Here is a 13,348-nt window from a genome sequence, read left to right on the forward strand (position 1 = left end):
TGCGAAGCTTTGGCGGAACGCCGCCGGTCAGCCGTTCAACTCTTTTTCATAGATGCGATGAACCTTGTCGAGCTTGCCGCCGGCGAGCTCGATCGGCCGGCGCATGCCGACATTGTCCTCGAGCACCCAGCCGAACTCCACTTCGGCGTAGGCGCTGCCGGAGCTGCGGCGGCGGATCTCCTCGATGAAGGCGAGGATGACGGCGCCGCCCGCAGCCTTTCGCTGCAGCGCGCGGCGCAGGCCAAACAGCAGCAGCCGCCCCGAGACGAAGCGATGGCGGCGCATGCGCGCGAGCAGCCGCGGCAGGTTGAACGGCGCGAGCCGCCCGCCAAGGTCGGCCGTGATCTCATGGAGGTTGGGCAGCACGATGGCGAAGGACACGGGCGCGCCGTCGAGCTCGATCATGAAGCCGCCTTCGGGCGGCATGATGAAGCGCAGCGCGTCGGCGCTCGACATGAACTCCTCGACCGTGAAGGGGACGAAGCCCCAGTTCTCGGCCCAGGCGTCGTTGAACAGGTCGACGATGATCTTCGCCTCGGACTTGAGGTTCTTCATGTCGAAGTTGCGGATCTTCAGCCGGTCGCGCCATTCGGGCCGGTTGACGATGACCGGCTTCGACTCGCGGTCCTTGTCGGTCACGCGATAGCTGTAGGAGACGAGGTCGCGCGCCTTGACATAGCCGAGCCGCTCCAGCATCGGCCCGAGATAGGGCGGGTTCCAGGGCGAGAAAATCATCGGGCGCGTCTCGAAGCCCTCGACGAGCAGCCCGGCCTCGCCCCAGACCGAGGGCGAGAACGGCCCATGCGTCTTCGTCGCGCCGCGCGCCGCGAGCCAGCGCTCGGCGCTGTGGGTCAGCGCCGCGACGACCGCCTCGTCGTCGACGGCGTCGAGGCAGCCGAACTGCGCGCGCGAGGCGCCGACCGGGTCCGGCTGGCCGGGCTTGTAGACCTGCGCCAGGATGCGTCCCGCCGGCGCGCCGTCGCGCAGCGCGAGAAAGGCCTGATGCTCGACCTGGCGGAAATGCGGATTGAGCTTCGAGCCGAACAGGGTCCAGCGCTCGGCGTCGAGCGAGGGCGCGAAGCCCGGCCGGCCGGCGTAGATCTGGCGCGGCAGGCGGCAGAAGGCCATGAAGCGCTTCAGGCCGTCGACAGGCACGACGTCGAGTCTGGCCGTCGCGGCGGCGTGGGGTCTTGCGTCCACTGTCTCGTCCCGTGATGCGCGCGTCATGCGAAAAGGCGCGTCCGCCTCCGGCCGCGCCTTGTCAGATCCCGTCGAAGCGGGGCGTTGACGCCCGCCGGCCTCAGGGCGCGGCCGCGCCGGCCGCCGCGAGCGCCGCCGCGAGTTCGGCGCCGGCCGTGGCCGGACAGGCGGCGAGCGTGTCGATCACGCCCCTGATCTCGTCTTTCGTATGGGCGGCCGAAATGAAGAAGCGCAGGCGCGGCTGGTCCTTCGGCACGCCGATCTGGATGATCGGCGGCACGTAATAGCCGTTCTCCATCAGGTGCTGGGAGGCGGCGAGCGTCTCGAAGCTGTCGGAGAACAGGATCGGCACCACGCCGCGGCCGATCGCCGGCCCCGTGTCGAGCCCCGCCTCATGGGCGAGCGTCATGAACAGCTCGGCGTTCTCGCGCAGCTTTCCGACGCGCCAGACCTCGTCCTGCATCAGCCGGAGCGCGGTCGAGGCGGCGGCGCAGATGACGGGCGAGAGGCCGACCGAATAGACGAAGCCCGGCAGCGTGTAGCGCATCCAGTCGATCACCGCCGTCTTGCCCGCGACGAAGCCGCCGCAGGAGGCGAAGGACTTCGACAGCGTGCCGACGATGAGGTCGACGCGGGCCGGGTCGACGCCGGCGTATTCGCACAGGCCGCGCCCGGTCTCGCCGAGCACGCCGACGGAATGCGCTTCGTCGACCATCAGCCAGGCGTTGTGGCGCTCCTTGAGCTCGATCAGGCGGTTGAGGTCGGCGACGTCGCCGTCCATGCTGTAGAGGCTCTCGACCACGATCATCACGTTGCGGTAGCGGTCGCGCCGCTCGCTCAGCAGGAAGTCGAGATGGTCGAAGTCGTTGTGGCGGAAGGTCACCGTCTCGGCGACGGCGCTCTTGGCGCCGCTGACGATGCTGTTGTGCGACAGCTCGTCGATGAACAGCGCGTCGCGCGTGCCGAGAAGATGTGAAATGGTCGTCACATTGGCGAGGTAGCCGGAGACGAGCGCGAGCGCGGAGTCGGCGCCGAGGAATTTGGCGATGTCCTGCTCGAGCGCCCGATGGGTCGAGCGTTGTCCGCCGACGAGCCGCGAGGCGAGCGCGCCGACGCCGAGCGTCTCGAGCGCCGCCGCCGCCGCGGCCTTGACGGCCGGATGGGTCGAAAGGCCGAGATAGTCGTAGTTGGCGAAGCTGACGAAGCGGCGGCCGTCTTCCGCGGCTTCCCTGCGCAGGCTGTCGATAGGAGCGAAGAAAGGATCGCCATTGTCGAGATAAGCCTTGCCGGCGAGGCGGAAGCGCCGCGTGGCGTGGTCTTCAAGACTGTTGAACTTGCTCACTTAAGCCGGCTGTCCAATGATGTAGGAGTAGAATCCGCACGGCCCCGGGCCTGCGCAGCGTTCGAGCCGAGCAATAGCATCGCCGAAGCCGCGGCGCGATAGCCGAAAAGGACGAAGCGCCGCCCCCCTCGCCGCCTACCTTGATAAGGCTCCATTTTTCAAATGGTTAAAACGGCTGTCAATTCCGATTACAAAACGTAACATCGCCGGCTCCCGGCCGCTTCCGGGGACGGGCGTTTTGCCGTAAAGCTTGCGGGCGGCGAGGATGGACCAGGCTCCGCGCCGCCGATTTGGGAGGATCGTCCATGACCGACGTCGTCGTGCGCACGCCGATGCAATATCTCGACCGGGCCAATGACGCGCTGCGCGACCTCGGCCTCCTGCCCGCGAAGGTCGAGCCCGCGCCGATCAACGCCCTGCTCGAAAAGATCTCGGACCTCGACCCCGACCGCATCGCGCTGATCGCCAAGACGCTCGGCGAGGCCTCGGTGTTCAACGAGGTGGTGCGCAACGAGACCTCGGCCATGTCGATCGGCCAGCGCTACCAGGACATCGCGAAAAGCTTCGATTCGATCCGCGACGACGCGAAAACCATGGTCGACCAGCTCGACGACGGCAAGATCGACCTGTTCGAGCGCGTCAACAACGTCTGGATGAAGGTGTCGCGCGGCGACGTCGCCGGCCGCTTCGACAAGATCCGCGAGACCTATCTCGAAGTGGCCGCCGCCACCAACGACCAGATCCGGCGCGAAAGCCGCATCCTCGAGGCCTATCGCGAATTCCGCGGCGCCCTCAAGCAGGCCGAGGTGATGGCGCTCGAAGTGCAGGAGAAGGCCCAAGCGGCGCTCGAGGCCGCCAAGGCCGGGCTCAAGACCGCGGCGGACGCCGTCGCCGGCTTTTCAGGCTCGGCCCCGGCCGAGCGCGCCAATCTCGAGATGACCCGCGACGCCCACATGAACCGGGTGCAGGACGAGGAGAAGCGCTACCAGATCGCCAAGGACCTCGCCGACAATCTGACCATCAGCTACAACACCTCGGAAGTGGTGATGGCGCGGCTGATGCAGACGACCCACGCCAAGGAGCGCGTCTACGCCCAGTCGGTCAGCTTCTTCTCGACCAACGAGAGCGTGCTGACGGCGCTGAAGGCCTCCTTCACCGGCCTGTTCGGCCTGCATGAATCGACCGCCACCCTCGACGCCATGAAGGAGGGCGTCTCGAAATCGCTCGAAACCCTGTCCGAGGTCGGCGTCTCGGTGCAGGAGGCGGCGCTGCGCGCGGGCTACGGCCCGACGGTGCGCGCCGACGCCGTGAAGAAGCTTGTCGACAGCGTGGTCTCCTATCAGGAACGCGCGCTCGAAATCGTCGACGAGATGCGTGACATGGCGACCAAGAACTCGACCGAGATCCGCGACGCGGTCGAAGCCGGCAACCGCCGCCTCGCGCGGCTCGTGTCGGAAGGCCGGGCGCTCGGCGTCGATGGCTGAGGCCGCCGCGGCGCCGGCGGGCGCCGCCCTGCGCGGCGTCAGGATCGACGACGTCATGCTCGCCATGGACGTCGTCGACACGCTGCGCCGGCAGGAGGCCTTCGTCGCGCGCGAGCTCGACGAGGACGGCCGCGAGGCCGAGCTCACGGCGCGGCTGCGGCGCATCTATCGCGAACAGGGCATCGAGGTCTCGGACGAAACCATCGCCGAGGGCGTCAAGGCGCTGAAGAACAGCCGCTTCGTCTACACGCCGAGAAAGCCCGGCCTCGCCCGCAGCCTCGCGCTGCTGTGGATCGCGCGCGGCAAAATCGCCGGCTGGCTCGCCGCCGTCGCCGGCCTCTTCTTCGCGGCGCTCGCGGGCTATTATGTCTTCATCGAGCGGCCGGCCCGGATCGAGGCCGAGCGCGCGCGCATCGAGCTTGCGGCCGTTCTGCCGAAGGCGCTCGAAAGCGCCCACGCCGAAGCCTTCGCCGAGGCCAGGGACGTCGCCGGCCGGGCCAAGGCCGACGAGCTTCTGGGCGACGGCAAGCGCGCGCTCGCCAAGGGCGACGTCGAGGGCGCCCGGGCCGCGCAAAAAAACCTCGCGGCGCTGGCGCAGGAGCTGCGGCGGAGCTTTGACGTCATGGTCGTCTCGCGCCCGGGCGAGCGCAGCGGGATCTTCCGCATCCCCGAGCGCAACCCCAACGCGCGCAATTATTATCTGATCGTCGAGGCGATCGGGCCGGACGGTCGGCCGATCCCGCGCGCCGTGACCAGCGAGGAGGACGGAAAAGTCAGCACGGTCACGAAATGGGGCCTGCGCGTCGACAAGCCGCTCTATGACAGGGTCGCCGCCGACAAGGCCGACGACGGCATCGTCGAGAACCGCAAGCTTGGCGAGAAGAAGCGCGGCGCCCTTGAGATCGACTGGAGCGCGCCGGTCTCCGGCGCCGCCATAACGCAATGGTGAAACGATGATCACCGGCCAGCAGGCCCTTTGGCAGGTCGAGCAGGCGACGGCGGCGGCGCGCGCCGAAGAAGACCGCGGCAAGGCGGAGCTCGCCGCCGCCGAGGCCGAGCTCGTCCGGCTGCGCGAGGCGCGCGCCGGCCTGTTGCGCGAACTCGCCGGCGCGCGGCTCGACGCTTTGCGCCGCGAGGGCGTCACCTTTGACTATGCCTCGGCCGAGGCGCGCGCCCTGAAGCTTCTCGAACGCAGCGCCGCGCTCGACGACCTGCGCCGGCGCATCGCGCCGGCGAAGCCGCGCGCGCGGCCGAGGCCGAGCGCCGCGCCAGGGCCGAGACGGCCGGGCGCAGCCTCGCCGCGCTGGAGGAGAAGCAGGCCGGCGTCGAGGCCGGCGTGCGCGCCTCGGGCCCCTGGATCGCCGCCAGGGAGAGGCTCGAACAGACCCAGCGCACGCTGGAGGCGGCCGAACGCAAGGCCGCTTCGGCCGAGGCCGACCGCGCCGAAAAGGGCAAGCCCTATGAGGACGACCCGCTGTTCATCTATCTGTTCCGCCGCGGCTTCGGGACGTCGGCCTATCGCGCGGGGAGCCTCGCGCGCTTTTTCGACGGCAAGGTCGCGCGCTTCATCGGCTATGACGCGGCGCGCGCCAACTACCAGCTTCTGAACGAGATTCCGCCGCGCCTGCGCGAGCACGCCGAACGCCAGAAGCAGCTGCTGGCGCAGGCGCGCGAGCAGCTCGCCGGCGTCGAGAAGGCGGGCCTTGAGGCCGCGGGCCTCGGCCCCCTGATCGACGAGGCGCGGCGCGCGCAGGCCGGGCTCGCCGACACGGACCGCCGCCTTTCCGGGGCCGACGCCGTTCTGGCGAAGCTCGACGCCGAGCAGGACAAGGCGCTCGCCGCGCGCGCGCAGGAGGCCGAAGCCGAGGCGGTGCGTCTTGTCGCCGACGCCGATTCGCGCGCCTCGGTCGCCGAGCTCTACCGCAAGGCGGCGATGACCATGTCCGCCGCCGACGACGCGCTGGTGCGGCGGATCGAGGCCGGCGACAAGACGCTCGCCGCCGCCGAACGCGCCCATCTTGAGCTCGTCGGCAGGGCGCGGGCGCTCGCGCGGCGGCGCCATGAGATCGAGGCGCAGCGCGCCGGTTTCCGCCGCCGCGGCTATGACAACCCGATGGGGCGTTTCTCGAACGAGGGCGCCATCGCCGACGCGCTCGGCGGCTTCTTGAAAGGCGCGATCACCGGCGCCGTGCTCGGCCAGGTGTTCCAGCAGGGGTATCAGGAGCGCGACCGGCGCGCCGATTCGAGCTTTGGCGGCGGCGGCGGATTCAATTTTCCGGGCGCGGGCGAGCGCTGGCCGGACCCGGGCGGCTTCGACGGCTGGGCGGGCCCGGGCGCCGGCCCGCCGGCCGACCAGGGCCCGTGGGGCGGCGGCGACGGGTTTCGCACCGGCGGCGGATTCTGACCGCCCTGTGCGGATCCTGTTGAAAACTCTCGGAAAGGCCGAGAAAATACGGGAAACTGAAGCGCCCGACGCAACCTGGAGCCTGAACCGTGAGTTTGGCGCGAACCCTGCTCCTTCCGGGGCTTGCTCTAGGGATGTTCGCGGCCTTGACCATCATGTTCCGAACCCATGAGGCGCGTCTTGAGGCGGTCATGCGCCCCGCGCCCCGCGCCGACGAGGCGCTCTGCGAAGGGCGCCGCTATGTGGCGCACTCGACCGGACACGGCCCCGCGACCCATATCCGACTCGCCGTCGGCGGGACGAACGGCGCCCTGCTCGTCGATTATGGCGCGACGCGCAGTTCGCTCTCGGCGGCCGAGTTTCCGCACGCCTATTCGCCGATGATCGCCGAAGTCGACCTGCCGGGCTTTTCACACGGCTCGTTCGCGTTGCGGCGCTACCGCATGTCGCGCGAGCCCCCGGGCGGCCAGTTCGGCGTCCTTGGCACCGATTTTCTGTCCCTGCTCACGACGCAGTTTTCGGAGTCGGGCGTTCACATCGGCGTGAAGCCATGCGACGCGGCGAAGCTCAGGGCGAAGGGCTTCACGCCGATCTCGCAGGACGGCTTCTTTTCAGCCGACATCGGGCGCACCACGCGCGGGCGTCCGAACGTGCCGGTGGTGTTCGTCAGCATCGGCGGCCTGCGCGCCTTCGCCCAGATCGACACGGGCTATGACGACGCGCTCGAGCCGCACAGCGTCGACGTCAACGAACCCTTCTTCGACGAGCTTGAGCGCTCCGGCGCGACGCTGGAGCGCGGGCGCGACATCTGGGTCGCGACCTGCAGCGGACGCGAGAGCCGCAGGGTCTACAAGGTGCGCGGCCGCCCGCTCCTGATCGAGACCGAGACGGGCGCGCTCGTGCGCCGCGTCGACGACTTCACCGTCATCGTCAAGCGGCCGAACGGCTGCGGCGGCATCGCGCTGATGTCCATGCCGGCGGCGCAGCTCGGCGCGTCCTTCCTCAAGACCTTCGGGACGACGATCTTCGACCCCAAGTCGGACCGGGTCTGGATCGGGCCGGAGGGGCGCTCAGGCGAAGGCCGGTCAGACTGAAACGGTCTTTCGCCGCCGCCTTGCGGCTTCACGCCCGCGCCCGTCAGTCCTGGACGATGAGCAGAAGGAAGACGACGAACAAAATGAGATGCGAAAGGCCCTGCAGCGCGTTGGTGCGCCCGCTCGAGAAGGTGACGATCGACAGCGCGAGCGTCAGCACGAGCAGGATCAGGTCGGCGCCCTCGACGCCAAGCGCCATCGGCAGGTTGAGGACGTAAACCAGCACGATCATGATCGGCACGGTGAGGCCGATCGAGGACAGCGCCGAGCCGAAGATGACGTTGATCGAGCGCTGCAGATGGTTCGCATGGGCCGCGCGCGCGGCGCTGAGCCCTTCGGGCGAGATCACCAGAAGCGCGATGACGACGCCGCCGATGACGGTCGGCTGGCCGAGCGTCTCGATCACGTAATCGACCGGACGGGCCATCTGCTCGGCGAGATAGACGACCGGCGCGAGATAGGCGACGAGCAGGGCGAAATGGACGCGCGTCGAGCGCCCGGCTTCCGGCGCCGTGGCGTGAACGGGCGCGCCCGGCTCGTCGGCGAGCACGAAGAAGCTGCGGTGGCGCCCGGTCTGGATGGCGAGGAACACGCAATAAAGGCCGACGCAGACGGCGGCGAGGGCGAAGCGCTGCGCCGTCGAATAGGTCGGGCCCGGCGTCGTATGGGTGAAGTCGGGCAGGACGACGCAGAGCACGGCGAGCGGCAGGATCACGCCGAGATAGGCGTTGGCGCCTTGCAGATTATAGTGCTGCTCCTTGTGCCGCAGCCCGCCGATCAGCAGCGACAGCCCGACGAGGCCGTTGAGGTTGATCATGACCACGGCGAGCAGCGTGTCGCGCACGAGCGTCGGGTTGGGGTCGCCGTGCAGCATCACGGCGGAGATGCTCATGACCTCGATGAAGGTCACGGCCAGCGTCAGGATCAGCGTGCCATAGGGCTCGCCGAATTTCTCGGCGAGGCGCTCGGCGTGGCGCGCCGCGCTGAAGGCCGAACCGACGATCGCCGCAAACAGCCATAAAAAGACGCCGACGAGCGCGTCAGGCCGGCCGAGCGCCGCAAACAGGACGTCGCCCTTCGCCCAGAACAGGGCGCAGGTCGCGGCGGCGAAGCCGAACATCCATTCGGTCCGCCAGAGCGGACGCGCCGCCGCGCCGGCCGGAGAGGCGTTCATGTCGATCTTCCCCGCGCCGGCGGGCTCCGGCGCGCCAAGACCTTACTCCAGCACCATCAGAAGGTCGCGCGCGTCGATCTGCGCGCCGGGCGAGACGAGGATTTCGGCGACCTTGCCGGCGCAGGCCGCGTGCAGCGAGGTCTCCATCTTCATGGCTTCGAGCGTCGCCAGCACGTCGCCGGCCTTGACCTCCTGGCCGAGGCGCACGGCGATGGTCGAGACCGCGCCGGGCATCGGCGCCGCGACATGATGGTCGTTGCCGTCCTCGGCCTTGCGCCGCGCGACCGCCGTCACCGCCGCCGAGCGGTCCTTGATGCGGATGATGCGCTGCTGGCCGTTGAGCTCGAAGAACACCTTCTTGTGGCCCTCGTCGTCGACGTCGCCGATGGTCACGAGCAGGATGACGAGGATCTTGCCGGGCTCGATTTCGACCGCGACCTCGTCGCCGGGCTGCATGCCGTAGAAGAACACGGGCGTCGGCAGGGTCGAGACCGGGCCGTAGCGGCGGATCGTGCCGGCGAACTCCGTGAACACCTTCGGATACATGAGATAGGAGGCGAGCTCGTCGTCGGAGAGCGCGCGGCCGACGAGCTTTTCGGCCTCCATGCGCGCGGCCGCAAGGTCGGTCGGCGGCAGCAGCGCGCCGGGGCGCCCGTCAATTGGCGTCTCGCCCTTCAGCGCCTTCGCCTGCAGGGCTTTGGGCCAGCCGCCCGGAGGCTGGCCGAGATCGCCGGCGAGCATCTCGACCACCGAGTTGGGGAAGGCGATGTCGCGCTCGGGGTCGAGCACCTCGTCGGGCTTGAGGTTCTGGCTGACCATCATCAGCGCCATGTCGCCGACGACCTTCGACGAAGGCGTCACCTTGACGATGTCGCCGAACAGGTCGTTGGCCGCGCGATAGGCTTTCGCCACCTCGTGCCAGCGCGTCTCGAGGCCGAGGCTCCTCGCCTGCTCGCGCAGATTGGTGAACTGGCCGCCCGGCATCTCGTGCAGATAGACTTCGGACGTGCCGCCCTTGAGGTCGCTCTCGAAGGCGGCGTACTGCATGCGCACCGCCTCCCAGTAGAAGCTCAGCTGGCGGATCGCCTCGGCGTCGAGCCCGGCGTCGCGCGGGCTGTGGCGCAGCGCCGCCGCGATCGAGCCGAGGCAGGGCTGCGAGGTCGTGCCCGACAGGGCGTCGATGGCGGCGTCGACGGCGTCGATTCCGGCGTCGATCGCCGCGAGCACGGTCGAGGCCGAGACGCCCGAGGTGTCATGCGTGTGCAGATGCAGCGGCAGCCCGATTTCTTCGCGCAAGGTCTTGACCAGGATGCGCGCGGCGGCCGGCAGCAGCAGGCCGGCCATGTCCTTGATCGCCAGAATGTGGCAGCCGGCCTTCTCCAGCTCCTTCGCCACGCCGACATAATATTGCAGCGAATATTTCGCGCGGTCGGGATCGAGGATGTCGCCCGTGTAGCAGATCGCGCCCTCGGCGAGCTTGCCGGTCTCGGCCACGGCGTCGATCGCCACGCGCATGTTCTCGACCCAGTTCAGGCAGTCGAACACGCGGAAGATGTCGATTCCGGCGGCGGCGCGGCGCACGAAATATTTCACGACATTGTCGGGATAATTGGTGTAGCCGACGCCGTTCGCCCCGCGCAGCAGCATCTGGGTCAGAAGGTTCGGCGCGCGCTCGCGCACCAGCGCCAGCCGCTCCCACGGGTCCTCCGACAGAAAGCGCATCGACACGTCGAAGGTCGCCCCGCCCCAGCATTCGAGCGACAGGAGCTGCGGCAGGCCGCGCGCATAGGCCGGGGCGACGGCGACGATGTCGCGCGTGCGCATGCGGGTGGCGATCAGCGACTGATGCGCGTCGCGCATGGTCGTGTCGGTGACGAGCACCCGTTCCTCGTCGCGCATCCATTGCGCGAAGCCCTTCGCGCCCAGCGCCTCGAAGCGCTGGCGCGTCCCGTCGGGGACCGGATGGTCGCCGTCAAAGCGCGGCGGCACCGGCGGGCGGGCGGAGGCCGGCGGCTTCGCCCGCCCGCGCGTCTCGGGATGGCCGTTGACGCTGACGTCGGCGACCCAGCTCAGCAGGCGCGTCGCGCGGTCCTGCCGCTTGCGGAAGTCGAACAGCGACGGCGTCTCGTCGATGAAGCGCGTGGTGTAGTCGTTGGCGACGAAGGCCGGATGATTGATGATGTTGTGCAAAAAGGCGAGATTGGTGGCGACGCCGCGGATGCGGTATTCGAGCAGGGCGCGGTCCATGCGCCGGATCACCTCCTGCGGCGTCGGCGCCCAGGCGGTGACCTTTTCGAGCATCGGATCATAGAAACGCGTGACGATCGCGCCCGAATAGGCGGTGCCGCCGTCGACGCGGATGCCAAAGCCCATGGCCCCGCGATAGGCGGTGATGCGGCCGTAGTCGGGGATGAAGTTGTTTTCCGGGTTCTCGGTGGTGATGCGGCACTGCAGCGCGTGGCCCGAGAGCCTGATGTCCTTCTGCTCGGGAATTCCGGTCTCGTCGAGGACGCCGATGCGGCCGCCCTCGGCGACGCGGATCTGCGCCTTGACGATGTCGAGGCCGGTGACGACCTCGGTCACCGTGTGCTCGACCTGGATGCGCGGATTGACCTCGATGAAATAGAATTTGTTGGTGTCGGCGTCGAACAGGAACTCGACCGTGCCGGCGTTGACGTAGCTCGCCGCGCGCCCGATCTTGAGCGCCGCCTCGCACAGTTCGGCCCGCGTCGCCGCGTCGAGATAGGGCGCGGGGGCGCGCTCGATCACCTTCTGGTTGCGCCGCTGGATCGAGCAGTCGCGCTCGAACAGATGCACTAGCGCGCCGTGCTGGTCGCCGAGGATCTGGACCTCGACGTGCCGGGCGCGGCGCACCAGCTTTTCGAGATAGACTTCGTCCTTGCCGAAGGCGGATTTCGCTTCTCTTTTCGCGCTGGTGACGAGTTCGAGGAGCTTGTCCTCGCTCTCGATCGGGCGCATGCCGCGCCCGCCGCCGCCCCAGGACGCCTTGAGCATGACCGGATAGCCGATTCCGGCGGCGAGCCGCTTGATCTCTTCGGGATCGTCGGGCAGCGGATCGGTCGCCGGCATCACCGGGGCGCCGGATTTGACCGCGATGTTGCGGGCGGCGACCTTGTTGCCGAGGTCGCGCATGGTCTGCGGCGAGGGGCCGATGAAAATGATCCCGGCTGCGGCGCAGGCCTCGGCGAACTCCGGGCTTTCGGACAGGAAGCCGTAGCCCGGATGGATGGCGTCGACCTTGGCGTCGCGCGCGACGCGGATCACCTCGTCGATCGACAGATAGGCTTCGAGCGGCCCCTTGCCGACGCCGATCTGATAGGCTTCGTCGGCCTTGAAGCGGTGCAGGGAAAGCTTGTCTTCCTCGGCGTAAACCGCCACCGTCCTGATGCCGAATTCGCTCGCCGCGCGGAACACGCGAATGGCGATCTCGGAACGGTTGGCGACCAGAAGACGACGGATGCGCGCCATGGCTACTCGCTGTCGGTTTGGATCGAAGGGGCGGTGCGGGTCGAAGGGGCGTTGCGGGTCGAAGGGGCGGTGCGGGTCGAAGGGGCGGTGCGGGTCGAAAAGGCTGCTCAAAACCATGAATCTCGCGGCGGGGGAATCGCCTGCGGCGCACAGACTAAGGCTGCGCCCGCCCGGAGCCAAGGCCGGAACGGCGGGATGGGCCCGCCGCGAGGCCGCGGCCCCGTGAGAACGCGGCCCTGGCCTAGCAAGAAGCAGGCCCGCGGCCGGGCCGCTCTCGCCCTGTCGGTCTTTCTGGCGGGCGCCCCATGCCTTCTGGCAGGCGTCCCATGCCTTGCGGCCGGGGCCGCCGTCGGCCGCAAAGAGGCGGCCGCGCCCGACTGCGCCGCCCCGCAGCCGGCGCGCGGCAGGACGGCGGCCGCGCCCGGGCGCGGCGTGGTGCGCGCCGTCGACGCGCGGCTCGAGCTTCTGCTCGAGGACGGGCGCGTCGTGAAGATCGCCGGCCTCGATCCGCCGCGCCCGACGCCGGACGCGCCCGAGCTTGACGAGGAGGCCGCGCGCGAAGCCGGCGAGCGCCTCGTCGGGCGCGAAATCGTGCTTGCGCCGCTTTATACGGCGCCCGACCGCTGGGGCCGGGTCGTCGCCGAGGTTTTTGCGCCGGCGCCCGGGGGGGCGGCCACGGCCTCGATCGCGGGCGGGCTCCTGCGCGCGGGCCTCGGCCGGGTCGAGGCGGGCGCCGCGGCGCGACGCTGCCGCGCCTATCTTCTTGGCGAGGAAGCCGCCGCGCGGGCGGCGAGGCTTGGCGTTTGGGCCGATCCGTATTATGCGGTGCTGCGTCCGGCCGACCGCGCCGGCTTCGCCGAGCGGGCCGGAACGCTCGCCATCGTCGAGGGCGAAGTGGTCGGGATCGAGGTTTCGGACTTCCGGACCACGCTGACCTTCGGCGAACGGCGGGGCCAGGCGTTTTCGATCGTCGTCGCGGCGCGCAATCTGAAGCGCTTTTCCGCCGCCGGGGTCGATCTTGCCGCCCTCAGGGGCAAGATCGTGCGCGCGCGCGGCCTTGTCGATCTGCGCTTCGGGCCGCAGATCGAGATCGAAGAGCCCGGCGAGATCGAGGCGTCCGCGCCGGGCGCGGCCGACGGACGCGCGGACGCGCGGTGAACG

The 13,348-nt window shown here is 69.4% G+C and carries 9 protein-coding genes; 5 read left to right on the plus strand and 4 right to left on the minus strand.

Going from position 1 to position 13,348, the window contains the following annotated elements; all coding sequences use genetic code 11:
* Positions 1-27 precede the first annotated feature (27 nt).
* Together ACILRB_RS05955 and ACILRB_RS05960 are read right to left on the minus strand one after the other, a co-directional pair.
* Positions 28-1,200 (minus strand): hypothetical protein, encoded by a 1,173-nt coding sequence (locus ACILRB_RS05955; protein ID WP_395665375.1) that lies wholly within the window; start codon positions 1,198-1,200, stop codon positions 28-30.
* A 100-nt stretch (positions 1,201-1,300) separates the two neighbouring features.
* Positions 1,301-2,542 (minus strand): aminotransferase class I/II-fold pyridoxal phosphate-dependent enzyme, encoded by a 1,242-nt coding sequence (locus ACILRB_RS05960; protein WP_395665376.1) that lies wholly within the window; start codon positions 2,540-2,542, stop codon positions 1,301-1,303.
* Between the two features lie 305 nt (positions 2,543-2,847).
* Between ACILRB_RS05960 and ACILRB_RS05965 the strand changes: the two genes are divergently transcribed.
* The 4 genes from ACILRB_RS05965 (at position 2,848) to ACILRB_RS05980 (ending at position 7,524) form a co-directional block, all read left to right on the plus strand.
* Positions 2,848-4,026, plus strand: a complete 1,179-nt coding sequence (locus tag ACILRB_RS05965; protein ID WP_395665377.1) for a cell surface protein — start codon at positions 2,848-2,850, stop codon at positions 4,024-4,026.
* A complete protein-coding gene (locus ACILRB_RS05970) occupies positions 4,019-4,975 on the plus strand; it encodes a DUF6384 family protein (protein ID WP_395665378.1) in 957 nt (318 codons plus the stop codon). The genes ACILRB_RS05965 and ACILRB_RS05970 overlap by 8 nt, the downstream gene beginning before the upstream one ends.
* A gap of 387 nt (positions 4,976-5,362) precedes the next feature.
* Positions 5,363-6,430, plus strand: coding sequence for a hypothetical protein (locus tag ACILRB_RS05975; protein WP_395665379.1), 1,068 nt, complete (start codon positions 5,363-5,365; stop codon positions 6,428-6,430).
* A gap of 146 nt (positions 6,431-6,576) precedes the next feature.
* Positions 6,577-7,524, plus strand: a complete 948-nt coding sequence (locus tag ACILRB_RS05980; RefSeq protein ID WP_395665380.1) for a hypothetical protein — start codon at positions 6,577-6,579, stop codon at positions 7,522-7,524.
* Positions 7,525-7,567: 43 nt separating this feature from the next.
* Here ACILRB_RS05980 and ACILRB_RS05985 read toward each other — a convergent pair whose 3' ends face one another.
* Both ACILRB_RS05985 and ACILRB_RS05990 read right to left on the minus strand, forming a co-directional pair.
* A complete protein-coding gene (locus ACILRB_RS05985) occupies positions 7,568-8,698 on the minus strand; it encodes a calcium:proton antiporter (protein ID WP_395665381.1) in 1,131 nt (376 codons plus the stop codon).
* 42 nt (positions 8,699-8,740) lie between these two features.
* Positions 8,741-12,187, minus strand: coding sequence for a pyruvate carboxylase (locus ACILRB_RS05990; RefSeq protein ID WP_395665416.1), 3,447 nt, complete (start codon positions 12,185-12,187; stop codon positions 8,741-8,743).
* A 435-nt stretch (positions 12,188-12,622) separates the two neighbouring features.
* On the opposite strand from ACILRB_RS05990, the gene ACILRB_RS05995 reads away from it, so the two are divergent.
* Positions 12,623-13,345 carry a thermonuclease family protein gene (locus ACILRB_RS05995; protein ID WP_395665382.1) on the plus strand — a complete coding sequence of 241 codons (723 nt, stop codon included), beginning with the start codon at positions 12,623-12,625 and terminating at the stop codon, positions 13,343-13,345.
* Positions 13,346-13,348: the final 3 nt, after the last annotated feature.

The organism is Methylocella sp., assembly GCF_044226135.1.
Lineage (GTDB): Bacteria > Pseudomonadota > Alphaproteobacteria > Rhizobiales > Beijerinckiaceae > Methylocapsa.